The following is a 24,711-nucleotide window of genomic DNA, read 5'->3' on the forward strand; positions in this document are numbered from 1 at the left end:
GTTATCGGTATCGCTGCGCGCTGTGGCCCGGCCTGCGCGCATATTCAACTAAGGCCGTCGTTGCGGCTTCAGGCCGCGGTGGTGCCGCCGTCCATGGCCCAGGCCACGCCCCGGACTTCGTCGGCGTCGGGCGAGCAGAAGAATTCGCACAGCCCGGCGATCTGCTCCAGGGTGACGAACTTGCCCGAAGGCTGGCGCAGGCCCAGCAGCTTGTTGGTGGCTGCGGCATTGTCCAGGCCTTCGCGCTCGGCCAGCGCGTCGATCTGCTTCTGCACCAGCGGCGTATGCACCCAGCCGGGGCAGATGGCATTGCAGGTGATGGCGGTCTGCGCGGTTTCCAGCGCTACCGATTTGGTCAGGCCGATCAGGCCATGCTTGGTGGCGTTGTAGCCGGTCTTGCCGGCGCGGCCGCGCAAGCCGCTGATGGACGCCATGTTGACGATGCGGCCCCAGTTGCGTGCGCGCATGGCAGGCAACGCGGTGCGTATGGTGTGGAAGCTGGCGGACAGGTTGACCGCGATCATGTCGTCCCACTTGTCGACCGGAAAGGCTTCGATCTGGCTGACGTGCTGGATGCCGGCGTTGTTGACCAGGATGTCCAGCGCGCCGTAGGCCTGGTTCAGCTCGGCCATCATGGCCTCGATCTGGGCTGGCTTGCGCAGGTCGCAGGGCTGGAAACGGACCGGAACGCCATAGGTATCGCGGAATTCGGCGCAGAGGGCGTCGGCCGCCGAGGCGTCGGCCAGGCCGTTGAGCACCAAGGTCGCGCCGGAGCGCGCCAGGCGCCGCGCTACCGCCAGGCCGATGCCGCTGGTCGAACCGGTTACCAGGGCCACGCGCCCCGAAAGATCAGCCATGCTTGTCTCCACGCTGTGTCGTTATGGAATGCGTGGCAGGTTAGGACGTGGAGATTGAGTCGTCCAATTTATTATCGATGCATGATTTATATTTGGTAGATATAAATAGCCAGCAGCCTTGGAACCACTCATGGAATTGCGCCACCTGCAGAGCTTCGTGGTCCTTGCCACGGAACTGAATTTCACACGGGCCGCCTTGCGCCTGCACATCGCCCAACCGCCCTTGAGCCAGCGCATCCGCGAACTTGAAGACGAGCTGGGCGTGAAGCTGTTCGACCGCAGTACGCGCAAGGTGACGCTGACGGTCGCGGGCCGCGTGTTCCTGGATAGCATCCAGCCCATGTTCCGGCAGCTCGATGGCGCGGTGGAGGCCTGCCGCAAGGCTGGCCGGGGCGAGACCGGCAGCCTGCGGCTGGGCTATACCGGACGCGCCAGCCATGTGCGCCTGCCGGGGCTGGTGCGCGATTGCCGGCGCCATTACAGCGATATCGCGCTGGATATCCAGGGGCCGCTGCCCACGGGTGAACTGCGCCTGAAGCTGCTGGACGGCACGCTGGACGCGGCCTTGTGTTTTCTGCCGCTGGAGGGCAAGCACATCGTGTCGCACGAGTTCATGCTCAGCGAGTTTTCCATTGCGCTGGCCGACGCGCATCCATTGGCCGCCAAGGCCAAATTGCGTGTCGCGGATCTGGCGCAGGAGCCGTTCATTGCCTATCCCTCGGGCAAGGGCTTCCACTTGCGCGGCGCCATGGATGCGATCTGCCTGGAGGCGGGCTTCCTGCCGCGCGTGGTGCGGGAAACGGAGGCTTCCCAGACTTTGCTGTGCCTGGTCGCGGCCGGCACCGGCGTGGCCATCATTCCGCGCGACATCGAATCCTTCAACATGGAGGGCGTGGTGTTCCGGCCGTTGCCCGCGGACGCCCCTAAGCTGCAGCACGGCATTGCGTGGCTGCAGACCAACCAGAATCCGGCGTTGGGGCGGCTGCTGGCATTGTGCGGCGTTGCCGCTGCGGCAGGATGAGCAGGCCGGCCTGCTTGCCCGCGCCCGTCCGCAAACGGCACAATCGCAGCGCGCGGCCCTGTTTCCGCCGCCGGAGTTTCTTATCCATGCAGGTTCTATCCGTCCCGGCCACGCTGGACGCCAGCGAGCGCATCACCATCTCCAGCGGTCCGCACCAGGCCGAATTCGCGCCGGGCGGCGGCGGCCGCCTGACGCGGTTGTCCACCGGCGGCCATGACTGGATCGTGCCCCTGACCGACACGCAGTGGCCCGCGGGACGCTGGCCGCGGGCAGGCTCCTATCCGCTGGCGCCTTACTCCAACCGCATCCGCGATGGCGTGTTCACCTTCAACGGCGCCAGGCACGCGCTGCAGTCGGTAGCCGGCCGGCCCCATGCAATCCATGGCGCGGGCCTGTACCAGCCATGGAGCGTGCGCAGCCACGGCCCGGACAACGTCGACCTGGTGCTGGAGCAGCCCGCCGGCGTGCTGGGCTGGCCTTGGCCTTTCGAATGCGTGCAGCGCTATCAGCTGGACGCGCGCGGCCTGAGCGTGGCGCTTGCCATCGTCAATCTCGGCGACACGCCCATGCCTTGCGGCCTGGGCCTGCACCCCTACTTCACGGCCGAGCGCGTCACGCTGCATGCGCGCCGCGAGTGGACGGCGGACGCCGACGGCCTGCCCAATGGCAGCAAGTCCGTCCATGTGCGCGAGCTGCGGCGTTCGGCCAGCGGCTGCGATACCTATCTGTCGCAGTGGGAGGGGCGAGCCACCCTGCATTGGCCCGATGGACATCAGCTATCGCTGCACGCCGACCCGGCGTTTGCGCACCTGGTGGTCTATACGGCGGGCGGGTCGGAGTTCCTGTGCGTCGAGCCGGTCACCAACGTGGCGGACGCGTTCAACCTGGCGGCGGGCGGCGAGACCCGCACCGGCATGCGGACGCTCGAGCCCGGCGCGCGCTTTACCGCGACCGCGTTGTTTGGCCTGGAGCCGCCCCGGGCCGCGCGTTCCTGACGCCCGCAAGCGGCGCTTTGAAAGCGCCGCCGCCTGCGGCGATAATCCGGGCAAACCAAGTCCAGGAGTCCTTCGATGAAAAAGCTCAGCACCGAACAATTGCAGGCCGCGGCCGAAACGCTGCGCCGTGTGCAGGCAAGGCTGGCGCGCGCCGGCAATCTGCCGCTTGAGCCCACCCTCTATGCCTGCGCGCAAGGATTCCGCCGCAACGTGCCCGACTATCTGTGGTCGTGGCTGTCAGGCCTGCTGGCTCCGCACAAAAGCCTGGGGGCGTGGATGGACGCACACCAGCCAGGCTGGCGCACGGGCAAGACGCCCGCCGCGGTGGTCTACGCGCGCAGCGAAAATGGCTGGTTGGAATGGCTGATCGCCGAACTGGAAGCCGAGATCAATGATCCCCACGCCCGCGCCAAGCGGGAAGGGCGCGCCTAGACCGGTGCATTGCCCGCGCATCCAGCGTCCAGTCCGGACCGGATGCCGGCCGGGCGCTTCAGGCCCGCTCGGCTCGCGAGCGGCGCAACAGAAGGAATAGCGTCTCCAACACGGCGGCCGCCAGCAGGGCGGCCAGCACCGAACCCAGCACTTGCGAGTCCCATAGGCGCGGCGGCCCTACGCGGAACTGCACCGTGTCGAAGACCAGTCCGGCCGTGATGCCGGCGACGATGGCGGCCTTCCATCCTTGCAAGGGAGCCAGCCGCAGCATCAGCAGGGTGAAGGCCACCATCCCCCAGAGCACGGGTTCAAGCGCCTGATTGAGAATGTGGTCGAGCAGAAGAGACTCCCGATTGGGTCGCGCATGCGTTTGCGCGCAGTCGAGTTTGTACTGCTTTCTGCTTGCAATTGCGAGATGCCCCGCCGCCGCGAGCGGCGAGGCATGGCCCACGGGTCCTAGAACCCTTCCAGCACGATCTTGCCCTGCGCCTTGCCGCTTTCGATGAAGGCGTGCGCCCGGCGCAGGTTTTCGGCATTGATCTTGCCGTAGTGCGCGCCCAGGGTGGTGCGCAGCGTGCCTTCGTCGATCAGGCGGGCGGCCTGGTTCAGCAGTTCATGCTGCGCGATCATGTCGGGCGTGCCGTGCAGCGGACGCGCGAACATGAACTCCCAATGCAGCGAGGCCGACTTGGACTTGAGCAGGCGCACGTCGATGGCTGCGGGGTCGTCGATCAGGGCGATCTTGCCTTGCGGCGCAATCGCTTCGGCCATCTGCGCGAAATGCTGGTCGGTCTGGGTCAGGCCGGCGATATGACTGACGTGTTCGAAGCCGATGCGCTTGAGTTCGGCGGCCAGCGGCTGGCTGTGATCGATCACGTGATGCGCGCCCAGCTCGCGCACCCAAGCTTGGGTTTCCGGACGCGAGGCGGTGCCGATCACCGTGAGTCCGGTCAGCTGGCGAGCCAGCTGCACCAGGATGGATCCCACGCCGCCCGCGGCGCCGATGACCAGCAGGCTGCCCTGGCTGGGCGCGGCGTTGTCCAGCACGCGCAGCCGGTCGAACAGCAGCTCCCACGCGGTGATCGTGGTCAGCGGCAGCGCCGCGGCCTGGGCGTAGTCCAGGCTGTCGGGCATGCGGCCGACGATGCGTTCGTCTACCACGTGCAGCTCGCTGTTGGCGCCGGGGCGGTTCAGCGCGCCCGCATACCAGACGCGGTCGCCCGGCTTGAACAGGCTGGTCTTTGCGCCCACGGCGCGCACCACGCCGGCGGCGTCCCAGCCTATGACTTCGGGCTGCCCGTCCTTGGGCTTGCGGTTGGCGCGGATCTTCACGTCCACCGGATTCACCGAAATGGCGCGGACTTCGACCAGCAGGTCATGGTCGCCGGGCACCGGGTCGGCGACGGTGATGTCTTGCAGCGCCTCCGGGTGATCGGCGGGCAGGTTCTTGAAATAGGCGATGGCTTTCATGGCGGCTTGTCCGGATCAGATGATGGAACGCACCACGCCGCCGTCCACGCGCAGCGCCGCGCCGTTGGTGGCGGCGGCTTGCGTGGAGCAGGTGTAGACGACCATGTTGGCCACTTCTTCCACGGTGGCCAGGCGGCGCAGCAGCGAAGTGGGGCGGTGTTGGGCGATGAAGTCGCGCTCCATCTGGTCCTGCGTGACGCCTTGTTCCTTGGCCATTTCGGCAAAGAAGTCCGACACGCCTTCCGAGCGGGTGGGGCCGGGCAGCACCGCGTTGACCGTGACGCCGGTGCCGGCGGTCAGTTCGGCCAGGCCGCGCGACACGCCCAGCAAGGCAGTCTTGCTGACGCCGTAGTGGATCATTTCCGCGGGGATCTGCACCGCGGACTCGCTGGAGATGAACACGATGCGGCCCCAGCCGGCGGCCAGCATGCGCGGCAGGTAGTAGCGCGACAGGCGCACGCCGCTCATGACGTTGGTGTCCAGCATGTACTGCCAGTCGTCATCCGTGATTTCAGTGAAGGACTTGGGCGCGAAATAGCCGGCGTTGTTGATCAGGATGTCGACGTCGGGATGGGCGGCCGAGATCGAGGCCGCGCCGTCGGCAGTGGCGAGATCAGCCTGCACGGTGCTCACGCGCGCAGCGGGAAACTGCTTGGCAAGTGACGCGGCGGCCTGGGCCAGCTTGTCGGCGTTGCGGCCGTGCAGCACGACTTCGGCGCCGGCCTCGGCCAGGCCCGCGGCGATGGCCAGGCCAATGCCGCCGGACGATCCAGTAACCAGGGCTTTCTTGCCGTTCAATTCGATTTTCATGAAGGGGACTCCTTGCGTGTCGGGGAATGGAGCCATGATTACCCAGCCCAAACCAGCGAAAAAGCGGCTAGCATCGCAGTCAGTTTCAATAATTTTTTGAAAATGAGGCCGGCATGGTGCGGTTCGAAGATCTGAAGATATTCATGGCGGCGGCGGACCAAGGCAGTTTTTCCGCCGCCGCGCGCGAACTGGACCTGACGCCCGCAGTCGCAAGCGCCGCGCTCAAGCGGCTGGAGCAGGCCCTGGATGCGCGCCTGTTCGTGCGCACGACGCGCAGCCTCAGGCTGACCAGCGACGGCGCACGCTATCTGGAGCATGCCCGCGCGGCGCTGTCGGCGCTGGACGCGGGCAGGAACGCCGTAGCGCGCAACAAGACGGAGATCTCCGGCACGCTGTCCTTGTCGATCCCGTCCGACCTGGGCCGCCACGTGCTGCTGCCGTGGCTGGACGAATTCCAGGAACAGCATCCGCGCGTCAATTTCCAGGTGCGCATCAGCGACCGCCTGGCCGACCTGTACCGCCAGCCGGTGGATCTGGCGGTGCGCTATGGCACGCCGAACGACTCGGGACTGGTGGCCCTGCCGCTGTCCGAGCACAACCGCCGCGTGGTGTGCGCCTCGCCCGCATACCTAGCGCGCCATGGCGTGCCGCAGGTGCCCGATGACCTGCGCCGCCACAATTGCCTGTCCTTCGTGCTGGGCGAAACCCTGCACGACCGCTGGGCCTTCCGGCGCGAGGGCGCCGCGCTCACCATACCGGTCAAGGGCGACCGCGTCGGCGACGACGGCGAACTGGTGCGCCGCTGGGCCCTGGCTGGCCATGGCCTGGCCTACAAGTCGCGATTTGACGTGCTGGCCGACCTGCGGGCGGGCAGGCTCATCGAAGTCCTGGCCGACTACACCAGCGAGCCCTCGCCGCTATACCTGCTGTGCGTGCACCGCATGCTGCTCTCGCCGGCGGTAAAGCGGCTGCGCGAATTCCTGCACGAACGCTTCAAGGCCTTCGAGGCGGGCTAGCCGGTCTTCTGGGGCTTCAATGCGCGTGGCTGGCCCGTTGGTTTGCCGCGCGCGTGCGGGCGGCTTTCTTCGCGGCAGCGGACCGGCCTGCAGCGCCCTTGGTGGCGGCAGCCTTCTTGGCGGCGGCCGAGCGGGCAGCGGCGCTGCGCTTGGAGGCCGATGCGCTGGCCTGCCGCGACAATGCGGTGCGCGAAGCGGGCTTGGCGCTTTCCTTCTTCAGGGCGGTGGTGGTGGCCTTGGCGCGTTTGGTGGACTTGGCATGCCCATCATGAGACGCGTCGCTGTCCTGCTTCGCCTTGCGCTTGGTCGCCGCGCTGGCCTTCTTCGGCGTAGGCAGGGCCACGCCGGCGCGGCGCGCCTTGGACAGCCCGATCGCGATGGCCTGCTTGGTGGACCGCACGCCATGTTTGCCTTCGCGCACGTGGTCGATTTCCTCGCGCACGAATTCTCCGGCCTGCGTGGAAGCGGATTTTCCTTGCCGTTTGTCGCGCGCCGCTCGTTCCAGGGTTTTTCGTTCAGGCATGACGACACCTCCTTGCTTGCGTTGCGGGAACGGGCTCCGCCGCGCCGAGGCCGGTGCGACGGAACTCGTAACACCACTCTAACGCCGTGGGCGTATGCTGTGTGTTCGAATGGATTGCCGGTCGTAAGCGCCGGAACACCGCCGCCAGACCGACGATGCACGACTCACCCCCCTAAGCGGAGACGAGCTATGTCGAATCATGTCTACAAGCAAATCGAACTGGTGGGCTCTTCCACCAAGTCCACCGACGACGCCATCACGCAGGCCATCGCGCGCGCTTCCGAGACGCTGCGCAACCTGGATTGGTTCGAAGTCACCGAAGTGCGCGGCCATATCAAGGATGGCAAGGTGGCGTACTGGCAGGTCGGCTTGAAGATAGGCATGCGGCTGGAAGGGAACGAGTGAGTCCGCTTGCTGCTTCTTTCTTGAGCACGCCTTCCAAGTGATTGTCGGATAAGGAGTTTTTCAGCTTGTTATCCGACTGTTCAGAGGCTTGTCCACATTCGGTGGGGACAAGCCTGTCTCGCTTGTGGCTGCGGCGCTCAAGGTCCGACGTGGCATCGTGAACCCGCCGGCTGTGGGCGTTTCTTGAGCGGCCCCTCCAAGTGCTTGGCCCACAAGGCTTTTTGCGTCCTGCCCTCATACTGTCCTCAGGCTTATCCACATTTGGCGGGGACAACCTCGGCGCCTCGATACAGCATTTGGGCCATTTTTGACCACCCCTTGCAGGCGCTTGATATGCAAGGGAATTTCCGACCTGCCCTCATACTGTCCTCATGCTTCTCCACAGAACGCGGGGACAAATCCACATTCAGGCGAGACCGCCGCGGAAGTCTGCCCGGGCATCCTGATTTCAGTGGATAAGTGCGTCAAAAATCATCCAAAAGGATGATTGCGCAATTTTTGACCGGCCCTTGCAAGTGCTTGGCGGGGCACGGATTTTTCATTCTGCCCCAAGGCTGTCCTCAACCTTCTCCACAGTTGGCGGGGATAAGTGTGAGCCCCCACGCCGCACTCGCTGCGCTCGCTTGCTGCCCCCCGAGGGGGCTGGCCCGCCTTGGGGCGGCCCGGCGGCGGGCCGGTGCCCTGGCGGCATTGGATGCGCCAGCGGCGACCGTCGTCGCTGAAAAAAAAAGCCCCCCGACGTATCGGGGGGCTGGATCGCCCGGAGGTAGACGGGCGATCTCTGCCGGCCGGGAGGAGCCCGCGCCGGCAGCGGCGGCGATCAGGGGTTGAACTTCTTGATCCAGTCCACGTAGCGGTCCACCCAGCCTTGCAGGAATTTGCGGGTGCCTTCGTTGGTGATGTTGTACTGGTCATCGACCAGGCCTTCCGTGTATTGCAGGAAGACCTCGGGCGTGGTCAGGGCGTTGGCGCCCTCGGCGGCCAGGATGTTGCGCAGGTGTTGCTGCATCAACGCGGTGCCGGCAGCGCTGGGCGAAGTGCCGACGATGCCGACGGCCTTGCCGGTCCAGGAGTTCTGGCCCCAGGGACGCGAACCCCAGTCGATGGCGTTCTTGATGGCGGCGGGCACGGAGCGGTTGTGCTCGGGCGACACGAACAGGATGCCCTGGGCGTCGGCGATCTGCTGCTTGAGCTTGGCGGCGGGGCCGGGCAGGTTGTTTTCGTTGTCCTGGTTGTAGAGCGGCACGTCGCCCAGGCTCACGTATTCGAACTTGAAGTCCGCGGGCACCAGCTTTTCCAGCGCGCGGGCCAGCCGCAGGTTGAACGAGGCAGCGCGCAGGCTTCCGACGAAAACGGCAATCTTGTAGGTGCTCATGGGGCGCAGGCTCCAAGGGGTGGACGGGAATGTCAGTGTAGACCTGTAAGCAAGCCCGCTCAATCTCGATCGCGGATATGTTTATTCATGATCATGACGCGCTGATGTCGGCTGCGCGCGGGCTGGCGCATCAGCTCATCAGGCTGACATGGGCAGCGACCACGCGCCATCCTTCAGGCGTGCGCATCCAGGTCTGGCTTTGCCGGCCGATGCGGTCGCTGCCGTCGCGCTGGAACTCCAGATTGGCCGTCGCGAAATCCTGGCCGTAGATGGTGACGACCGTGCGCAACACGCGGCGGGCCAGGCCTTGCGGCGAACGCGCCGCGCGAAAGGCGCGGATGGCATCGTAGCCGTAGAGGTTTTCGCCCGCGCCATAGCGCAGCGTGTGAGGGCTGTTCCAGAAGAGCGCATCCAGCACTTCCACCTGGTTGTTCACCAGGGCGGTTTCGTAGCGGTCCAGGGCGGCTGTGACCTCCGCCACGACGTCGGGCAGATTGATATCCATGCTTGCTGCTCCAGTTGGCACCGTTCTGGTGCGAAATATAGGGGTAATCACCAATGTGGTGTGTCTTGCGGTGCGGCGCACCCATCTCCGCGGCCGCGGTCTTTCGGCCTCGTCGGGGGAGCGCGGCGCGACGATCCTGGCATGCCGCTTGCTAGGGTTAATACTGCATAACAAGCTACGCGCCGATCCAGGAGTTCCGCCATGTCCCGTTCCACCGTTCCCGCCCCGGTCACCATGCTGGTCACCCGGCACATCGCACCCGAACGCTATGGCGATTTCCTGTCCTGGATGCGCCAGGGGGAGATCCTCGCGGCAGGTTTCCCGGGCTTTCTCGGGTCCGGTGTGCTGCAGCCCGCCGAAGGCGGCGACCAGTACCAGATAGTCCTGCGTTTTGCCGACGCGGCCAGCCTCGCCCGCTGGGAAAACTCCTTGCCGCGCCGCATGTGGCTCGAACGCGGCGCGTCGCTGGTGCGCGCCAGCCACGAGCGCCGCGTCAGCGGCACGGATGACTGGTTCGCGCCCAGGACCAGCGCGCCGCCGCGCTGGAAGCAGGCCGTCAGCATCTGGCTGGCTTACTTTCCGGTGTTGCTGGCGTTTTCCGTGCTGGCCAGCGAACCGTTGAGCCTCTTGCCGGTGTTCTGGCGGGTGCTGATCACCAGCGTAGCGTTGACGCCCGTCATGGTATTCATCTGCATGCCCCTGGTGGCGCGCATGCTGCAGCGCTGGCTGCGGGCGAGCTGAAGCAGGCATGCGCGGCCGGTTCAGGCCGCGCGCGCGCTGCGGGAGGAATACAACCGGTGCAGCGTGATCTTGCGCACCGCCGCCTGGCTGCCCTGGATATGCGCGTTCAGCAGCGCAACCGAGCGTGCGGCGTCGCCGGCCAGCGCCGCGTCGAGTATGGCCGCGTGCTCTTCGTAGGTCTTGCCGATGCGTTCGGGTAGCGTGAAGTCCAGGCGCCGCACGATGCGGATGCGCTCGGTGGCTGCGCGGTGCACGCGCGCGATCTCGGGGTTGCCTGCGGCGGCCACCAGATCGATGTGAAAGCGCTCGTCCAGGTCCGCCAGCCGCTCGCTGTCGGCGGATCGTTCGCTTGGGTCCACCAGCCAGATGTCGGCCAGCGGGCGCAGCGCGCGCTGGCGTTCGGCGGCGCTGGCCGTTGCGCACAGCGACTGCACCGCGGCCGCCTCCAGCACGCTGCGAAGCTCGTAGAAATGGTCCAGCGTGTTGAAGTCCAATGGCTTTACCAGCCAGCCATTGCGCTGGCGCACCTCCAGATAGCCTTCCCGCTCCAGCCGGAACAGGGCCTCGCGCACCGGCGTGCGGCTGACCTGCAGGCGGTCGGCGATCTCGGTTTCAGTGAAGCGGTCGCCCGGCGCCAGCCGGAAGTCCAGGATGTCCCGCTTCAGCGTGCCGTAGGCGGTGTCGGCCAGCGTGCGCGGTATGTCGATGACGGCGAAGGCGGTTCCCATGTGGTGGCCTCGGAGCGGTGGTTAAAGAGAGCGTAGGCGGGCAATGCCGGCCTGCTGCAGCGCATGTGCGGCGCGCAGGCAATCGGCTTCGCGCCACGGCGCGCCGATCAGTTGCACGCCCAACGGCAGGTGATCGTCCTGTCCGGCTTCGGGCCAGACCGGCGCGGCGCAGACCGGCAGCCCGATGCACGACACCGGCTGCGTCAGGATGCCCATGCTGGCGCGCGCCGGCAGCCGCTGGCCGGCCAGTGTCAGCCAGTCTGCGCCGATGGGCGTGGCCGGCACCGGCGTGGCGGGGGCGATCAGTACGTCGTAGTGCTCGAACAGCGTCAGCGCTTCGCGATAGACGCGATGGCGGATGCGCTGCGCCTGCTGCGCCCAGGTTGCGGGCACAAGGCTGCCTGCGACCAGCCGGTCGCGCGACAGCGGTTCGTAGTAGTCATAGTGCGTAACGAGCTTGCGGCGGTGCAAGGCGCCGCCTTCCGCCGCGCTGATGACGAAGGCCGCGGCGCGGGCTTGGGCCGCGCCCTGGAGTTCGACGACAGACGTGGCGTCCAGCGCGTGCGCCGCGATCTCGACGGCACGGCGGGCCTGCGGTCCGGCCCATTCGGCGAAGTAGCCGCCCAGCACCGCCACCCGCAGTCCGCGCATGCCGCCGGCCAGCGCCGCCAGCGTGGGTTCGGCCGGGCGTTGGGCGCAGGCCACGTCGTCGGCGTCCATGCCCTGCAGCGCGTCGTAGGCGGCGGCAAGGTCGCTGGCGCTGGCCGCGAACGGCCCCAGGTGGTCGAGGCTGCCGACGAACGGAAACGAGCCTGCGCGCGACAAGCGGCCGAAGGTGGGCTTCAGGCCGAACACGCCGCACAGCGAGGCGGGCACGCGGATCGAGCCGTTGGTGTCCGAGCCCAGCGTCAGCGGCACCAGGCCGCCCGCGACCGCGGCGGCGCTGCCGCCGGACGAGCCGCCGGCGATGCGGGTGGTGTCGTGAGGGTTGCGGCAGGGGCCGTAGTGGCTGTTTTCCGTGGTGAAGCCATAAGCGTGCTCGTCCATGTTCAGCGCGCCGACCAGCACCGCGCCGGCCTCGCGCATGCGTTCGACCAGTCTGGCGTCGCGCCGCGCGGGCGGGTTGGAGGCGTTGACCCGCGCGCCGGCCAGGGTGACCTGGTCGGCGATGTCGAACAGGTTCTTGACCGCATAGGGCACGCCGGCCAGCGGCGGCAGCGGCTCGCCGCGGGCGCGGCGCGCGTCGATGGCCGCCGCTTCCTGCCGCGCCCGGCTTTCGGTGATGGCGGTGAAGCAGTTGTAGCGCGGATCGCGCTCGCGCACGCGCGCCAGCGTGGCGTCCAGCACCGCCATTGCGCTGCGTTCGCCGGCGCGGACCTGGCGCGCGATATCCTGCGCGGGGCCGCTCACGGGCGGAACACCGCGGCAGATTCCAGCTCCACGGCCAGCGGCTCATCGACGAAGCCGGCCGCGATGTCCTGGATGCGCGCGAACTGCTGCGCCACGTCGGCCACGGCCTGCTCGCGCAAGGCATAGCCGGCCAGCGCCAGGGCGCTGCGCACGTATTGGTCGATGGTTTCCTGGGTCATGGCGGACTCTCCGGTACGGGTGATTTACTTGCGCACTTCGCGCTGGAAGATTTCCAGGCTGAGCTTCTTCATTTCGATGAAGCTGGGTTCTGACAGCGTCGCCACCGTGCGGGGGCGCGCGTCGCGGTAATCCAGGATCTCCGCGACCCGGGTGGGCCGCTTGGTCAGCAGCAGCACCTGGTCGGCCAGGTACACGGCTTCCTCCAGGTCGTGCGACACCAGCAGCATGGTGGTGCCGGTCTGCATGAAGACCTCCTGCAGCTTTTCGCGGATGAACAGCGTCATCTCGAAGTCCAGCGCGGAGAAGGGCTCGTCCAGGAACAGCACCTCCGGTCCGGGCGCCAGCGCGCGCATGATCGAGGCGGTCTGCTGCTGTCCGCCGGACAGTTCATAGGGGTAGCGGTTCAGGTCGAACTTGACGTCGAACGAGGCCACCAGCTCGGCGACCCGCGCATCCACCTCGGCCTTGCTGCGGCCTTCCAGGCGCAGCGGGTAGGCGATGTTGTCGATGGTGCGCAGCCACGGGAACATGGCCTCGCGGTAGTTCTGGAAGACGTAGCCGATCTTGGTCTGAGCCAGCGACTTGCCGTCGAACAGGATCTCGCCCGAGTCGATCGGAATCAGGCCGGCGATCATGTTGATCAACGTCGACTTGCCGCAGCCGTTGGGGCCGAACACCGAGACGATCTTGCCCTTGGGGATGTCGAGGTTGAAGTCCTCGTACAGCGGCCAGCCGGCGAAGTACTTGGTCAGCCCGCGTATGGTGATGTGGGTGCCCAGCGGGCCGGGCTCGAACGGCGCGGCGGCAGGGCCGGGGGCGATGACGGGATTGAGGACGGTGGACATCAGCGGCCGCTCCAGTGGACCACGCGCTTTTCCAGCACGAGAAAAAGAATGTTCAGCACATAGCCGAGCGCGCCGGCGGCGAGGATGGCCGCATACATGTCGCGCACGTTCAGCACCTGCTGCGCATTGATGATGCGATTGCCCAGGCCGCTGTCGGAGCCGATGAACATTTCGGCCACGATCACGATGACCAGCGCCATCGACACGCCGCTGCGCAGGCCCACGAACGTGGGCTGCAGGCTTTCCCAGATCAGCACGTCCTTGAAGATGCGCCAGCGCGACGCGCCCATCACGCGCGCCGCCATGACACGCTGCTTGCGGGCGTTGATGACGCCGTAAGCGCTGTTGAACAGGATCACCAGCACCGCCGCGAAGGCCGCGATGGCAATCTTGTTCATGTCGGTGACGCCGAAGATCATCAGGAACAGCGGAATCAGCGCGGAAGAGGGCGTGGAGCGGAAGAAATCAATCAGAAACTCCACGCTGCGATAAGCCTTTTCGTTGCTGCCCAGCAGCACGCCCAGCGGCACGCCGATCACGCCCGCGATGAGGAAGGCCTGCAGTGTGCGGTTCAGCGACGCCAGGAAGTCCGCCAGCAGCGGGCCGCCCGCCATGCCCTTGACCAGCGCCGCAAGCGCCGCGCTGGGCGTGGGCAGCAGCACAGGGCTGACCAGTTGCAGGCGCACCACCAGGTCCCACACCACGAAGAGCGCCAGCGGGCCGATCAGCGGCAGCAGGCGGCTCGTGTCGAATTTGCGCAGGGGCCGCGCTGTCGCGGCCGGGCCGGCCGCGGTTGTTGCAGTGGTTGCGGTCATGGCTTAGCCCTTGTAGAGCATGGTCGAGACGTCGACCTTCTGGGCGAAGACGCCCTTGTCTGCGAACAGGTCGAAGAATTTCTGGAAGTGCTGGATGTCGCCGGGCGTGAACTCGTTGTAGAGGGTGTAGGCGGCCAGCGGCACTTCCTCGGTCATCGGACCTTCGATGGCGGTGTAGCCCTTGAGGTAGGGGCGGGCCTCTTCGGGCTTGCTGCGGATCAGTTCGATGCCGCGTGCATAGGCGGCGATGAATTTCCTGCTTTCCTCGGGATGCTTCTTCAGGAAGGCGGTGGTCAGCGATGCCGACCCGCCGAACCACGGCGCCATCGGATCGCCCAGCACGTACTTGGCGATGACGCCCGATTCCAGCACGCGGGTGGTGCCGTTCAGCCTGCCCACCGTGCCCGTGGGCTCCAGCGTGTAGCAGGCGTCCAACTGGCCGGCGGCGACCGCGGCGACGTGCTGGCTTATCGCCAGCTCGACCACGGTCGCCCCGGTTGCGCCGGCGCGCTCCAGCACTGCTTTGGCCAGCGTGGCGTTCTGGATGCCGGGTCCAGATCCGACCTTTTTCCCCTTGAGGTCTGCGATGGATTTGATGGGACTGTCTTTCGCGACGATGAACTCGTCCAGCACGTGCTTGGCGTTGCTGGGATTGGACGCAAAGATCTTGAACAGGCCGGGCGAGGCGATCTCGCCGATGGCCAGGTTGGCCGAGCCGGTGCCGTTGGCGCTGCCGTCCGCGCGGCCGGCCAGCATCGCTTCCATGACCTGCTGCGCGCCCGCGAATTTCAGCGGCTCGACGTTCAACCCGGCCTCCTTGAAATAGCCCTTTTCCAGCGCCGCGTAGAACGGCAGGCCGGCCGCCACGGGCCAGAAGCCGATGCGGATGACGGGTCCCGACTGCGCGCGCGTCAGCGCCGGCGCGGCCAACGTCGCGGCGCCCAGCGCGGCGCCCTGGATCAGCCGGCGGCGGGTGGCGTTGAAGGCATGGGGCGCGTTGCGGTAGATCATGAGGGAGCTCCTGGTGTGCAAGGAAAGTGGCGCTTGTAGACAAGCTGGCATACCAGGCATCAAGCAAGAGCCGTGCCAACTTCGTCCGGGGCGGCAGGCGCCCAGGGAGCGTGGCGGGCCGGCCTCGCGCTGGTGCCTCGCCTGAACCACATTGGTGCACGGCGCACCATTGAAGGGGACATAACCGGCCCTGTGTCGCGCTGCGCGCGATGGCGTAGCATGTGGGCGGATCGGAGCGTGCTGCTCCGGGTTCGTGAACCCTTGCGCGACGCCCTGGCTGCGTCATACCGAGATGAATACGCGTTTTGTCGAAGCCTTTCTGTGGTCGGCGCGCCTGGGCAGTTTCCGGGCGGCGAGCGACCGTCTGCACATTACCCAGGCCGCCGTGGCCAATCGCATCGCGTCGCTCGAAGAGGACATAGGCGCGCGCCTGTTCGAGCGCGACGCCAAGGAGCTCAGGCTGACGGCCACCGGCACCCGGCTGCTGGACTATGGCGAACGACTGCTGGAGATCCGCCAGCAGATCTTGTCGCTGGGCAAGGGCGGCGACGAGGTCTTCGGCCTGGTGCGTATCGGCGCCATCGAGACCGTGGTGCACACCTGGCTGATCGGCTTCCTGACCAATCTGCGCTCCACCTACCCGGGCATCGAGGTCCAGCTCACCTCCGAAACTACGCGCGCGCTGCACCGGGGCTTGCGCGAGGGCACGCTCGATATCGCGCTGCAGACGGACCTGCTGAACGACAGCGGCATCATCAGCACCGCCTGCCTGCCAATGGAGATGGGCTGGGTCGGACCGGCCGGCGACGAGGACGCTCTGAGCGCGCAACAGCTGCTGAGCGAGCCGGTGCTGACCATGAGCCCGGGATCGCAGCCGCACGAAGCGCTCAAGGCCCTGTACCGCGAAGTCGGCATGCCGCAGGGCAAAGTGCACTGCGTCAGCTCGATCTCCGCGCTGGCGCGGCTGGTGCGCAGCGGCTTCGGCCGGGCGCTGGTGCCGCTGCCGCCCATCTATGAATATGTGGCGCGAGGCGAGGTGCAGATCATCCGCTGCGACATCCCCGTGCCGCCCCAGCTGCTGGTGGTGAGTTATCTGGAAAGCGCCGGGTCGGACGCGATCCGCCTGGTGGCTGAACTCGCCAGCCGCGCTTCGGACCAGTTCACGTCGTCGGTCACTGCGCCGCGATTGGGTTCGGCGCAATAGTGTTATCCCTAGGGCGTCTTTCAGTAATTTTGTTGCCGCGCAGAAGAATTACTCGTTTGTCCCGGGGCAGCCGGCCGGCTGAAGATGGAGCCTTCCGTAATCGAAGGAATTTCCTGTCTTCCGCCCATGAGCACGCGCACCGAATCCACTCTCCCGCCGCACGGCCTGCTGTTCGTCGCCACTGACGCCGACCCCGCCCACGAAGCCGATTTCAACCGCTGGTACGACCGCGAACACGTGGAAGAACGTGTGCGCATCCCCGGCTTTCTGTCGGGCGCGCGCTACCTGTCGCGCGCAGGCGGCCGCAAGTATCTGGGCCTGTATCGCACCGAATCGCTGGCCGCCTTCACCACGGCGGACTATCGCAAGGCGTTCGAGCGCCAGACCGAGTGGTCGGTGACCAACCTGGACCGCATGCGCGACCCGATGCGCCGCGTGTGCGCCGTGCGGGCCGTGACGGGCTTTGGCTCCGGCAGCGAGATCGCGGTCCTGCCTCTGCCGGCGACGAATGACAGCGAAGCGCTGGTGGCGCGGGCGCAGGCGCTGGGCGCCGAACTGGCGCAGGCGGACGGCTTCGTGCAGTCCTACCTGCTGGTGCCGGACGTGGCGCTCAGCACGCCGCTGCCGCGCGAGTCCGCCGAAAACCGCGTGCTGGCGCCGCTGTTCGTGGCGGAAGCGAGTTCCGCCGCTGCCGCGCGCGCGCTGCGCGACGATGCTTGCCGCGCCTTCGATGCCGATCCGGCCAGCGCCTGGCTGCTGCAACTGGGCTGGAAGCTGACGGCCGCCGACCTGCGCTGAGCCCATTGCGGCCAGTCACCAAACATCCGATTCAAGGGGAATCCCATGGCTGAACAAACGCTATACGGCGCCGCGGCGGTCAAGACCGCGGCAGCGCCCAACAAGATGCGCAGGCTGGCCCTGGCCAGCTCGGTCGGCACCACGCTGGAGTGGTACGACTTCACCATCTACAACCTGATGGCTGCGCTGGTATTCAACGCCATCTTCTTTCCGTCCTTCGACCCGCTGACGGGCACGATCCTGGCGTTTTCCACCTATGCCGTGGGCTACGTGTCGCGGCCCCTGGGCGGCTTCGTCTTTGGCCACCTGGGTGATCGGCTGGGACGCAAGTTCGTCCTGGTCGCCACCCTGGTCATCATGGGCGTGTCCACCGGCCTGATGGGGTTGTTGCCGACCTACGCGTCCTGGGGCGTGTGGGCGCCGGTGGCCCTGGTGGCCTTGCGCTTTGTACAGGGCGTGGCGCTGGGCGGCGAATGGGCTGGCGCGGTGCTGCTGTCGATGGAGCATGGCAAGCCGGACCAGCGCGGGCGCAACGCTTCCTTCACGCAGATCGGTCCGTCCTGCGGCACGCTGATAGGCACGGGCTTCATCGCCGCGGTCTCGGCCTTCCTGAGTCCCGAGGACTTCCAGGCCTGGGGTTGGCGCGTGCCCTTCGTCTCCAGCGTGGCGCTGGTGCTGTTCGGCCTGTGGCTGCGCCGCGGGGTGGAGGAAACGCCCGTGTTCCTGGAAATGGAGCAGAAGCGCGAAACCGCCGCCACGCCCATCAAGGAAGTGCTGGGCCAGTACTGGCGGCAGCTGCTGATCGCGGGTGGCTCGCGCATCGGCTCCGACGTGCTTTATGCGTTGGTGGTGGTGTTCACGCTGACCTACGTCACCACGGTGCTGCACCTGTCGCGGCCCATGGCGCTTACCGCGACCATGCTGGGCGCCGCGCTCAACGCGATAGCGGTGCCGCTGTGCGGGCATCTGTCAGACAAGATCGGCCGCCGTCCGGTGTATCTGGCGGGCGCGGTACTGGGCATGATCTGGGCCTTCGTCTTCTTCGTGCTGATGGACACCGCGCATCCCATCGCCATCTGCGCTGCCGTCGTGGTGGGCCTGCTGATCCACGCGCTGATGTACGGCCCGCAGGCCGCCTTCATCACCGAGCAGTTTCCGGGCCGTGTGCGCTATGCGGGTTCGTCCCTGGCCTACACCCTGGCCGGCATCGTCGGCGGCGGGTTCGCGCCGCTGATCATCGCCAGCCTGTTCAAGTCCTGGAACTCGACCTTTGCCATATCGCTGTACGTGGCGGCGGCGCTGATCGTGACGGCGGTGGCGGTGCTGGCTGCCAGGGAAACGGCGAAATCTCCGTTGCAACGCTGAGGCGCATCTAGGCCGGCCAGGCGCCGCCCGGACTGGAGTCCGGACGGCGCCTGGTGGTTCAAAGAAATGTCAGGTATCTGACTTTATTCTGAACACCAAACGAAAATTGTTTACACTCTCATCCTCAAAATTCGAGGTTGAGCGGGCCGCCGTGGGGGCGGGATCCGCTCCTGTTACGGGAGAGAGTCGATGCGCAAGTTGCTGTTGGGAGCGGTGTTGGCCGCTGCGGTGTTCGGGGGGACGGCCCAGGCTGCGGCCGAGCCCAAGGCCGTGGTCGCCACGTATTCGGATCTGGCGCTGGCCGGCTACGAAGACTCGCTGACTTCCGCCAAAGCCCTGCGCACAGCCATCGACGCCCTGATCGCCAAGCCCAGCGCCGAAACGCTGAAGGCCGCGCGCGAGGCCTGGCTTGCGGCGCGCGTGCCGTACCAGCAGACCGAGGCGTACCGCTTCGGCAACCCCATCGTCGACGATTGGGAGGGCCGTGTGAACGCCTGGCCGCTGGACGAAGGCCTGATCGACTACGTCGACGCCTCCTACGGCACGGAAAACGACGAGAACGCCTACTACGCCGTCAACGTCATCGCCAATTCCAAGATCTCGGTGGGCGGCAAGACCGTCGACGTCAGCAAGATCACGCCCCAGCTGCTGTCCGAAGTGCTGCATGAAGCCGACGGCAACGAAGCCAACGTGGCCACGGGCTACCACGCCATCGAATTCCTGCTGTGGGGCCAGGATCTGAACGGCACCGGCCCCGCGCCGGCAGACCGCAAGGGCACGCCGCAGGAACGCCATGCCGGCAACCGTCCGCACACCGATTTCGATCCGAAGCAGTGCACGGGCGGCCACTGCGAACGCCGCGTGCAGTTCCTGAAGGCCGTGACCGATCTGTTGGTGACGGACCTGGAAGAGATGGTCGGCAACTGGAAGAAGGACGGCGCCGCGCGCAAGGCCGTCGAAGAAGATCCGAAGGCCGGCCTGATCGCCATGCTGACCGGGCTGGGCAGCCTGTCCTACGGCGAGCTGGCCGGCGAACGCATGAAGCTGGGCCTGATGCTGCATGACCCCGAAGAAGAGCATGACTGCTTCTCGGACAATACGCACAACTCGCACTATTACGACCAGATCGGCATCCGCAACGTCTACCTGGGCAGCTACACCCGCATCGACGGCAAGACCGTCTCGGGCGCCAGCCTGTCGGAACTGGTGAAGGCCCGCGATCCCAAGCTGGACGCCGAGGTTCGCGCCAAGCTGGACGCCACCGTGGCCGCCATGCAGGCGATGAAGACGCGCGCCGAAACGGTCGAAACCTACGACCAGATGATTTCGGACGGCAACAAGGAAGGCAATGCCGTGGTCCAGGCCGCCATCGACCGCCTGGTCGACCAGACCCGCAGCCTGGAGCGCGTGATCGCCCTGCTGGACCTGGGCAAGGTGGCCATCGAAGGTTCCGACAGCCTGGACAAACCTGACGCCGTATTCAAGTGAAACTCGTTTTAGCCGCCGTACTGGCGGCGTCGGCCCATGCCGGCGCCGCCGCCGCTCCAACCGGGCGTGACGACCTCACGCCCGAAGATCTGAAACGCGTGACCGCCATCACGGCGCCCACGCGCGATTTCTCCAAGGTCGAGACCTTCGAGACCATGCAGGCTGGGGCCGCCACCACCAACAAACTCATCAACGCCGACATCTTTTCGCAGCCGTCGGCCAACATGAGCTTCGAAGGGCGCCAGGAATTCCAGGTCGGCAACGGCCTGTTCCGCAAGGACTGGGTCTCGGCGCCGGCTTCCACGCAGGCGTCCGATGGCCTTGGCCCGCTCTTCAATGCGCGTTCCTGCCAGGCCTGTCATACCAAGGACGGACGCGGCACGGTGCCGGGCTTCGATCCTTTGGAACGTACCGATGCGGTAGCGCTGTTGCTGCGCCTGGCGGTGCCGCAGGGCGCCGACCGCGGCCACCCCAAGCTCGCGCCGGGCGAGATCGCGGCCTTGCCCGAACCCGTTTACGGCGTGCAACTGCAGAACTTCGCGGTCGCGGGCCTGCCCGCCGAAGGCCGCATGGAGATCGAATACCAGCCGGTCCCGGTCGCGCTCAACGGCGGTGAAACCGTCACCCTGATGAAGCCGGCCTACCGCATCGAGAACCTGGGCTATGGCCCGATGCGTGCAGACACGCAGATCTCGCCGCGCCTGGCGCCGCCCATGATAGGCCTGGGCCTGCTGGAATCCATCCACGAAGCCGACATCCTGGCCAACGTGGGCGCGGACAAGCGCGACGGCATTGTCGGCAAGGCCAACTGGGTCACCGACGCGCGCACTGGCGCGCGCGTACTGGGCCGCTTCAACCTGAAGGCCGGCCAACCCACGGTCGAGCAGCAGAGCGCAGCCGCCTTCTCCAACGACATGGGGCTGTCCACGCCTCTGTTCCCTCAGCATTCCGGCGACTGCACGCCTTCTCAGAAGCAGTGCCTGGACATGCCGCACGGCGCGCAGCCACGCTTCGGCCCCGAGGAAGTGCCGGCCAAGCTGATGGACTTCGTCACCATCTATTCCACCAACCTTGCCGTGCCGCAGCGCCGTGACGCCGACGATGCGCGGGTGCTGGCCGGCAAGAAGCTGTTTTACGAAGCCAATTGCGTCGCCTGCCACGTGCCCAAGTACGTCACCAGCCGCAACGCCAAGCAGCCCGAGCATCGCTTCCAGCTGATCTGGCCTTACACCGACATGCTGGTGCACGACATGGGCGACGATCTGGCCGACGGCGTATCGGACGGGCTGGCCAATGGCCGCGAATGGCGCACGCCGCCGCTGTGGGGCATCGGCCTGACCAAGACCGTGAACCCCAATGCCACCTGGCTGCATGACGGACGCGCGCGCACCTTGCTGGAAGCCGTGCTGTGGCATGGCGGCGAGGCCAAGCCGGCGCGCGATCGCGTGGTGGCGATGACGCCGGAAGAACGCGCCGATCTCATTCGTTTCCTGGAGTCGCTGTGATGGCCGGATTTGCAAAGCTGATGTTCAAGCGCGCCGCGGCCGCGACGCTGGTCCTGGCCGCACCCTCGGCCGCGTTGGCCGCGCCGCCCTCCGACCTGGGCGAGCGCCTCGCGCGCGATTACGCCCGTCCCGCCGTGGCCAGGATGGTTGACGCGGCGTCGGCGCTGGACGGCGCGCTGGGCGGCTGGTGCGCGCAGCCCGGCGCAGCCGACGCGAAGCGCGTCAAAGAGGCTTTCGAAAATCTGGCCCTGGCGTGGTCCGGCATCGAGTTCCTGCGCTTCGGCCCGCTGGTGCAGGCCAACCGCTACGAGCGCCTGGCGTTCTGGCCCGATACGCGCGGCGTCATGCCCAAGCAGGTGCAGGCGCTGATCACCGCCCAGGACGGCGCCTTGCTCGTGCCCGGTGCACTAGCGGGACGCAGCGTGGCCGTGCAGGGCCTGCCCGCGTTGGAATACGTGTTGTACGGCGAGCCGGCCTTGCTGCGGCAGGATGGCGGACAGGTCGGCACCTACGCCTGCGATTACGCCCGGGCGGTGGTCGCCAACGTCAGGCAGATCTCGCGCGATGTAGCTCAGGCCTGGAGCGCCGAAGGCGATTTCGGCCGGCAGTTTGCGCAACCCAAGGCCGGCAACGACCTGTACCGCGACCAGCAGGAAATCGCGGCCGAGGCCATGAAGTCGCTTTCCACGGGATTGCAGTTCGCACGCGACGTGAAGATCCTGCCGGTGCTGGGCGACACGCCGGAAGCGGCGCGGCCCAAGCGCGCCGCATTCTGGCGCAGCCAGCTGTCCACGCGCCTGCTGGCGGCCAACCTGGAAGGGCTGCAGGCCTTCTACCAGGCGGGCGCCTATGCGCTGCCCAAGGGCGATGCCTGGATGGCCGAGTCCGTGCGCGGTGAACTGGCCAGCGCGGCGCGCACGCTGCTGGATGTGCCAACGCCGTTGGAGCAGGCCCTGGCTCAGGAGGACGGGCGCAGGCAACTGACGCTGGCGGCGCTGACCCTGAAGAACGCCAAGGCCATCGTCGACGAGAATCTGGCGCCGGCCCTGGGCGTCACGATCGGATTCAATGCGCTCGATGGCGATTGACCGGCGCCGCTTCCTGTCGCTTGCGGCCGCGCTGGGCCTGGCTCCGGCGGCGGCGTTGGCGGCTGCGCCCAAAGACGGCGAAGTCCTGTACCTGAGCGCGCGCAAACGCGGCGGGCGCGACGAAACCGCGCTGCTGGACGCGGCCGGGCATGACCGGCTGGTGGTGCCGATGCCCGCGCGCGGACACAGCTTCGCCATCGATGCCGCGGGGGAACGCGCGGTCGTCTTCGGCCGCCAGCCGGGCTTCTTCGCGCTGGCCTTCTCGCTGCGCGGCGGCGAGCCCCAGGCCTTGCCCATGCACGAGGAACGCCACTTCTTCGGCCATGGCGCCTACGTGGACGGCGGCCGGCTGCTGGCCGCCACCGAAAACGATTTTGAAGCGGGCCGGGGCGTGCTGGGGCTGTACGACGCCTCGCCCGGCGGCGCATACCGCCGTATCGGCGAATTCGACAGCGGCGGCATCGGTCCGCATGAAGTCGTGCTGATGCCCGACGGCAAGACGCTGTGCGTCGCCAACGGCGGCATCCTGACGCATCCAGACTATGGCAAGCTGGAACTCAACCTGGACACGATGCGGCCCTCGCTTGCATACATCGACGCGGCCAGCGGCGAGCTGCTGGAAAAAGTGGAGCTGGAGCCCGCTTTGCACCGCCTGTCCATCCGCCACCTGGCGCTGGCCGCCGACGGCTGCGTCTGGTTTGGCTGCCAGTACATGGGTCCGGCCTCCGACCGGCCGGCGCTGGTGGGACGGCACAGGCGCGGCGCGCAGCTGGAACTGTTCGAAGGACCCACGCAGGCGCTGCGCCAGATGCGCAACTACATCGGCTCGGTGGCGGTGGATGCCGCGGGCGCCGTGGTCGCGACGTCCAGCCCGGTGGGCGGGCAGGTGATCTACTGGGACGCGGCCAGCGGCCGTTGCCTGGGCACGACCGAACTGGCCGATGGCTGCGGCGTGGCGCCGGCCGCCGGAGACGGCTTCCTGCTGAGCAGCGGCCTGGGAGCGATGCTGCGCACCGACGCGTCCGGCAAGGAGCAGCCCGTGCTGGCGCCGTCGCGCGAGGTCTCCTGGGACAACCATTTCCGCAAAGTTCCGGCGCGGGCCTGAACCCGCGTGCTTACAAAGCTTGACACAACGGGGCCGCGATGCGGCCCTTATCGCAAGCGCCATCTGATAAAGTTTTCGGCTGCTTTTTTCAGGCCGCCAGGCGTCCGTTGCCGGGACGCTGCGCGGCCTCAACTTTTCCGCAGGAGTATCCATGGAAGAAGCCTTGAAAGAATTTAACGCCTGGGCTCCCAAGCTGGTCGACCTGGGCCTCAATCTGGCGGTTGCGCTGCTGATCCTCATCATCGGCTGGTGGGTGTCGTCGCTGCTGGGCAGCTGGGTCCGCCGCGCCGCGACGCGCTCCAAGAAGATCGATCCGACCATCGTGCCCATGTTCTACAGCACGGTGGTCTGGACGGTGCGCATCTTCACCGTGATTGCGGTGCTGGCGCGTTTCGGGGTGCAGACGGCCAGCCTGATCGCCGTGCTGGGCGCAGCCGGCCTGGCCGTGGGCCTGGCCTTGCAGGGCACGCTGCAGAACATCGCCGCCGGCATCATGCTGTTGATCCTGCGCCCGATACGCGCGGGCGAATACGTGGCGCTCAGCACCGGCGTGGACGGCACGGTGGAAGAGGTCGGCCTCTTCCTGACGCGCCTGATCCAGGTCGACGGCATCCATCTGACCTTGCCCAACAGCACGGTGTGGAACGCCACGATCACCAACTACAGCCGCAACAAGACGCGCCGCCTGGATATCCCGGTGCCGGTGCGCTATGGCGACAACCTGGAAGTGGTGGTGGCCAAGCTGCGCGCCATCGTCGACGCACGGCCGGAAACGCTGAAGGATCCTGAGCCGCTGGTGAAGGTGGTCGACTACAAGGAGAACGGCGTGGTCGTGAACGTGCGGGTATGGACCGAGTCGGCCAAGTACTGGGACCTGCGCTGGGGCTTGTACCAGGACATCCGCAAGTCGCTGGAAGACGCGGGCTTCCAGCCGCCGATCCCCATGCGCGAGATCCAGAACGCCAAGCCGGGAGCCGCGGCCTGAAGCAGGTGGCCTTCCCTGGAATGACAATGGGCGC

At 67.0% G+C, this 24,711-nt stretch carries 27 protein-coding genes; 14 read left to right on the forward strand and 13 right to left on the reverse strand.

Features of this window, described 5'->3' with window-relative positions; genetic code table 11:
* Window positions 1-68 precede the first annotated feature (68 nt).
* On the reverse strand, window positions 69-857 hold the full coding sequence (locus tag HV766_RS22230; protein WP_054453250.1) for a 3-hydroxybutyrate dehydrogenase: 789 nt from the start codon (window positions 855-857) through the stop codon (window positions 69-71).
* Between the two features lie 130 nt (window positions 858-987).
* On the opposite strand from HV766_RS22230, the gene HV766_RS22235 reads away from it, so the two are divergent.
* The 3 genes from HV766_RS22235 to HV766_RS22245 all read left to right on the forward strand — a co-directional run bounded on the left by HV766_RS22235 (window position 988) and on the right by HV766_RS22245 (window position 3,305).
* A complete protein-coding gene (locus tag HV766_RS22235) occupies window positions 988-1,878 on the forward strand; it encodes a LysR substrate-binding domain-containing protein (protein WP_054453248.1) in 891 nt (296 codons plus the stop codon).
* Between the two features lie 86 nt (window positions 1,879-1,964).
* The gene (locus HV766_RS22240) at window positions 1,965-2,873 is read left to right on the forward strand and encodes an aldose epimerase family protein (protein WP_119450103.1); all 909 of its coding nucleotides are present in this window, start codon (window positions 1,965-1,967) and stop codon (window positions 2,871-2,873) included.
* Between the two features lie 75 nt (window positions 2,874-2,948).
* On the forward strand, window positions 2,949-3,305 hold the full coding sequence (locus HV766_RS22245; protein WP_054453246.1) for a hypothetical protein: 357 nt from the start codon (window positions 2,949-2,951) through the stop codon (window positions 3,303-3,305).
* A gap of 58 nt (window positions 3,306-3,363) precedes the next feature.
* Here the strand turns inward: HV766_RS22245 and HV766_RS22250 are convergent, their stop codons facing one another.
* The 3 genes from HV766_RS22250 to HV766_RS22260 form a co-directional block, all read right to left on the reverse strand.
* Window positions 3,364-3,597 (reverse strand): hypothetical protein, encoded by a 234-nt coding sequence (locus HV766_RS22250; protein ID WP_054453243.1) that lies wholly within the window; start codon window positions 3,595-3,597, stop codon window positions 3,364-3,366.
* A 164-nt stretch (window positions 3,598-3,761) separates the two neighbouring features.
* Entirely contained in the window at window positions 3,762-4,775 is a 1,014-nt protein-coding gene (locus tag HV766_RS22255) for a zinc-binding alcohol dehydrogenase family protein (protein WP_175181863.1), read from the reverse strand.
* Between the two features lie 15 nt (window positions 4,776-4,790).
* Window positions 4,791-5,585: an SDR family NAD(P)-dependent oxidoreductase gene (locus tag HV766_RS22260; protein WP_119450069.1), complete on the reverse strand. Its 795-nt coding sequence runs from the start codon at window positions 5,583-5,585 to the stop codon at window positions 4,791-4,793.
* A 113-nt stretch (window positions 5,586-5,698) separates the two neighbouring features.
* Between HV766_RS22260 and HV766_RS22265 the strand changes: the two genes are divergently transcribed.
* Window positions 5,699-6,601, forward strand: coding sequence for a LysR family transcriptional regulator (locus HV766_RS22265; protein ID WP_119450068.1), 903 nt, complete (start codon window positions 5,699-5,701; stop codon window positions 6,599-6,601).
* Window positions 6,602-6,617: 16 nt separating this feature from the next.
* Here the strand turns inward: HV766_RS22265 and HV766_RS22270 are convergent, their stop codons facing one another.
* Complete coding sequence (locus HV766_RS22270; RefSeq protein WP_054453235.1) at window positions 6,618-7,124, reverse strand: DUF6496 domain-containing protein; 507 nt, start codon at window positions 7,122-7,124, stop codon at window positions 6,618-6,620.
* 189 nt (window positions 7,125-7,313) lie between these two features.
* Between HV766_RS22270 and HV766_RS22275 the strand changes: the two genes are divergently transcribed.
* A complete protein-coding gene (locus HV766_RS22275; protein WP_054453233.1) occupies window positions 7,314-7,529 on the forward strand; it encodes a dodecin in 216 nt (71 codons plus the stop codon).
* Window positions 7,530-8,349: 820 nt separating this feature from the next.
* On the opposite strand, the gene HV766_RS22280 is transcribed toward HV766_RS22275, so the two are convergent.
* Together HV766_RS22280 and hpxZ are read right to left on the reverse strand one after the other, a co-directional pair.
* Window positions 8,350-8,904, reverse strand: coding sequence for an NADPH-dependent FMN reductase (locus tag HV766_RS22280; RefSeq protein ID WP_054453230.1), 555 nt, complete (start codon window positions 8,902-8,904; stop codon window positions 8,350-8,352).
* A 130-nt stretch (window positions 8,905-9,034) separates the two neighbouring features.
* A complete protein-coding gene (gene hpxZ / locus HV766_RS22285) occupies window positions 9,035-9,409 on the reverse strand; it encodes an oxalurate catabolism protein HpxZ (protein ID WP_175181864.1) in 375 nt (124 codons plus the stop codon).
* Window positions 9,410-9,610: 201 nt separating this feature from the next.
* Here hpxZ and HV766_RS22290 point away from each other — a divergent pair, with 201 nt between their 5' ends.
* The gene (locus tag HV766_RS22290) at window positions 9,611-10,150 is read left to right on the forward strand and encodes an antibiotic biosynthesis monooxygenase (RefSeq protein WP_054453226.1); all 540 of its coding nucleotides are present in this window, start codon (window positions 9,611-9,613) and stop codon (window positions 10,148-10,150) included.
* 20 nt (window positions 10,151-10,170) lie between these two features.
* Here HV766_RS22290 and HV766_RS22295 read toward each other — a convergent pair whose 3' ends face one another.
* Genes HV766_RS22295 through HV766_RS22320 form a run of 6 tightly spaced genes read right to left on the reverse strand, consistent with a single transcriptional unit; the run spans window position 10,171 to window position 15,139 of the window.
* Complete coding sequence (locus HV766_RS22295) at window positions 10,171-10,878, reverse strand: GntR family transcriptional regulator (RefSeq protein WP_175181865.1); 708 nt, start codon at window positions 10,876-10,878, stop codon at window positions 10,171-10,173.
* A 21-nt stretch (window positions 10,879-10,899) separates the two neighbouring features.
* Window positions 10,900-12,288 (reverse strand): AtzE family amidohydrolase, encoded by a 1,389-nt coding sequence (locus HV766_RS22300; RefSeq protein WP_082400888.1) that lies wholly within the window; start codon window positions 12,286-12,288, stop codon window positions 10,900-10,902.
* Window positions 12,285-12,467, reverse strand: coding sequence for a DUF4089 domain-containing protein (locus HV766_RS22305; protein ID WP_054453222.1), 183 nt, complete (start codon window positions 12,465-12,467; stop codon window positions 12,285-12,287). The genes HV766_RS22300 and HV766_RS22305 overlap by 4 nt, the downstream gene beginning before the upstream one ends.
* 24 nt (window positions 12,468-12,491) lie before the next feature.
* Entirely contained in the window at window positions 12,492-13,313 is an 822-nt protein-coding gene (locus tag HV766_RS22310; RefSeq protein ID WP_054453221.1) for an ABC transporter ATP-binding protein, read from the reverse strand.
* The gene (locus tag HV766_RS22315; RefSeq protein ID WP_054453219.1) at window positions 13,313-14,128 is read right to left on the reverse strand and encodes an ABC transporter permease; all 816 of its coding nucleotides are present in this window, start codon (window positions 14,126-14,128) and stop codon (window positions 13,313-13,315) included. Before HV766_RS22315 ends, HV766_RS22310 begins: the two co-directional genes overlap by 1 nt.
* A gap of 3 nt (window positions 14,129-14,131) precedes the next feature.
* Window positions 14,132-15,139, reverse strand: a complete 1,008-nt coding sequence (locus HV766_RS22320; RefSeq protein ID WP_054453217.1) for an ABC transporter substrate-binding protein — start codon at window positions 15,137-15,139, stop codon at window positions 14,132-14,134.
* A gap of 292 nt (window positions 15,140-15,431) precedes the next feature.
* On the opposite strand from HV766_RS22320, the gene HV766_RS22325 reads away from it, so the two are divergent.
* The 8 genes from HV766_RS22325 to HV766_RS22360 all read left to right on the forward strand — a co-directional run bounded on the left by HV766_RS22325 (window position 15,432) and on the right by HV766_RS22360 (window position 24,677).
* The gene (locus HV766_RS22325; protein ID WP_054453214.1) at window positions 15,432-16,343 is read left to right on the forward strand and encodes a LysR family transcriptional regulator; all 912 of its coding nucleotides are present in this window, start codon (window positions 15,432-15,434) and stop codon (window positions 16,341-16,343) included.
* Between the two features lie 126 nt (window positions 16,344-16,469).
* The gene (locus tag HV766_RS22330; RefSeq protein ID WP_054453213.1) at window positions 16,470-17,141 is read left to right on the forward strand and encodes a DUF4286 family protein; all 672 of its coding nucleotides are present in this window, start codon (window positions 16,470-16,472) and stop codon (window positions 17,139-17,141) included.
* A 45-nt stretch (window positions 17,142-17,186) separates the two neighbouring features.
* Complete coding sequence (locus HV766_RS22335) at window positions 17,187-18,506, forward strand: MFS transporter (RefSeq protein WP_054453211.1); 1,320 nt, start codon at window positions 17,187-17,189, stop codon at window positions 18,504-18,506.
* Between the two features lie 189 nt (window positions 18,507-18,695).
* Complete coding sequence (locus HV766_RS22340) at window positions 18,696-19,994, forward strand: imelysin family protein (protein ID WP_054453210.1); 1,299 nt, start codon at window positions 18,696-18,698, stop codon at window positions 19,992-19,994.
* The gene (locus HV766_RS22345; protein ID WP_119450067.1) at window positions 19,991-21,499 is read left to right on the forward strand and encodes a di-heme oxidoreductase family protein; all 1,509 of its coding nucleotides are present in this window, start codon (window positions 19,991-19,993) and stop codon (window positions 21,497-21,499) included. Before HV766_RS22340 ends, HV766_RS22345 begins: the two co-directional genes overlap by 4 nt.
* On the forward strand, window positions 21,499-22,587 hold the full coding sequence (locus HV766_RS22350) for an imelysin family protein (RefSeq protein WP_175181866.1): 1,089 nt from the start codon (window positions 21,499-21,501) through the stop codon (window positions 22,585-22,587). The genes HV766_RS22345 and HV766_RS22350 overlap by 1 nt, the downstream gene beginning before the upstream one ends.
* Window positions 22,577-23,692 carry a DUF1513 domain-containing protein gene (locus HV766_RS22355; protein ID WP_175181867.1) on the forward strand — a complete coding sequence of 372 codons (1,116 nt, stop codon included), beginning with the start codon at window positions 22,577-22,579 and terminating at the stop codon, window positions 23,690-23,692. Before HV766_RS22350 ends, HV766_RS22355 begins: the two co-directional genes overlap by 11 nt.
* 151 nt (window positions 23,693-23,843) lie before the next feature.
* A complete protein-coding gene (locus HV766_RS22360; RefSeq protein ID WP_054453202.1) occupies window positions 23,844-24,677 on the forward strand; it encodes a mechanosensitive ion channel family protein in 834 nt (277 codons plus the stop codon).
* The last annotated feature ends 34 nt before the right edge of the window (window positions 24,678-24,711 follow it).

Origin of the sequence: Achromobacter aegrifaciens, from assembly GCF_902859735.1 — a bacterium.
Classification (GTDB): Bacteria; Pseudomonadota; Gammaproteobacteria; order Burkholderiales; family Burkholderiaceae_B; genus Achromobacter; species Achromobacter aegrifaciens.

Coding starts and splice junctions, on each gene's coding strand:
- HV766_RS22230 (WP_054453250.1), bottom strand. CDS start 857: ATGGCTGATCTTTCGGGGCGCGTGGCCCTGGTAACCGGTTCGACCAGC.
- HV766_RS22235 (WP_054453248.1), top strand. CDS start 988: ATGGAATTGCGCCACCTGCAGAGCTTCGTGGTCCTTGCCACGGAACTG.
- HV766_RS22240 (WP_119450103.1), top strand. CDS start 1,965: ATGCAGGTTCTATCCGTCCCGGCCACGCTGGACGCCAGCGAGCGCATC.
- HV766_RS22245 (WP_054453246.1), top strand. CDS start 2,949: ATGAAAAAGCTCAGCACCGAACAATTGCAGGCCGCGGCCGAAACGCTG.
- HV766_RS22250 (WP_054453243.1), bottom strand. CDS start 3,597: ATGGTGGCCTTCACCCTGCTGATGCTGCGGCTGGCTCCCTTGCAAGGA.
- HV766_RS22255 (WP_175181863.1), bottom strand. CDS start 4,775: ATGAAAGCCATCGCCTATTTCAAGAACCTGCCCGCCGATCACCCGGAG.
- HV766_RS22260 (WP_119450069.1), bottom strand. CDS start 5,585: ATGAAAATCGAATTGAACGGCAAGAAAGCCCTGGTTACTGGATCGTCC.
- HV766_RS22265 (WP_119450068.1), top strand. CDS start 5,699: ATGGTGCGGTTCGAAGATCTGAAGATATTCATGGCGGCGGCGGACCAA.
- HV766_RS22270 (WP_054453235.1), bottom strand. CDS start 7,124: ATGCCTGAACGAAAAACCCTGGAACGAGCGGCGCGCGACAAACGGCAA.
- HV766_RS22275 (WP_054453233.1), top strand. CDS start 7,314: ATGTCGAATCATGTCTACAAGCAAATCGAACTGGTGGGCTCTTCCACC.
- HV766_RS22280 (WP_054453230.1), bottom strand. CDS start 8,904: ATGAGCACCTACAAGATTGCCGTTTTCGTCGGAAGCCTGCGCGCTGCC.
- hpxZ (WP_175181864.1), bottom strand. CDS start 9,409: ATGGATATCAATCTGCCCGACGTCGTGGCGGAGGTCACAGCCGCCCTG.
- HV766_RS22290 (WP_054453226.1), top strand. CDS start 9,611: ATGTCCCGTTCCACCGTTCCCGCCCCGGTCACCATGCTGGTCACCCGG.
- HV766_RS22295 (WP_175181865.1), bottom strand. CDS start 10,878: ATGGGAACCGCCTTCGCCGTCATCGACATACCGCGCACGCTGGCCGAC.
- HV766_RS22305 (WP_054453222.1), bottom strand. CDS start 12,467: ATGACCCAGGAAACCATCGACCAATACGTGCGCAGCGCCCTGGCGCTG.
- HV766_RS22310 (WP_054453221.1), bottom strand. CDS start 13,313: ATGTCCACCGTCCTCAATCCCGTCATCGCCCCCGGCCCTGCCGCCGCG.
- HV766_RS22315 (WP_054453219.1), bottom strand. CDS start 14,128: ATGACCGCAACCACTGCAACAACCGCGGCCGGCCCGGCCGCGACAGCG.
- HV766_RS22320 (WP_054453217.1), bottom strand. CDS start 15,139: ATGATCTACCGCAACGCGCCCCATGCCTTCAACGCCACCCGCCGCCGG.
- HV766_RS22325 (WP_054453214.1), top strand. CDS start 15,432: ATGAATACGCGTTTTGTCGAAGCCTTTCTGTGGTCGGCGCGCCTGGGC.
- HV766_RS22330 (WP_054453213.1), top strand. CDS start 16,470: ATGAGCACGCGCACCGAATCCACTCTCCCGCCGCACGGCCTGCTGTTC.
- HV766_RS22335 (WP_054453211.1), top strand. CDS start 17,187: ATGGCTGAACAAACGCTATACGGCGCCGCGGCGGTCAAGACCGCGGCA.
- HV766_RS22340 (WP_054453210.1), top strand. CDS start 18,696: ATGCGCAAGTTGCTGTTGGGAGCGGTGTTGGCCGCTGCGGTGTTCGGG.
- HV766_RS22350 (WP_175181866.1), top strand. CDS start 21,499: ATGGCCGGATTTGCAAAGCTGATGTTCAAGCGCGCCGCGGCCGCGACG.
- HV766_RS22355 (WP_175181867.1), top strand. CDS start 22,577: ATGGCGATTGACCGGCGCCGCTTCCTGTCGCTTGCGGCCGCGCTGGGC.
- HV766_RS22360 (WP_054453202.1), top strand. CDS start 23,844: ATGGAAGAAGCCTTGAAAGAATTTAACGCCTGGGCTCCCAAGCTGGTC.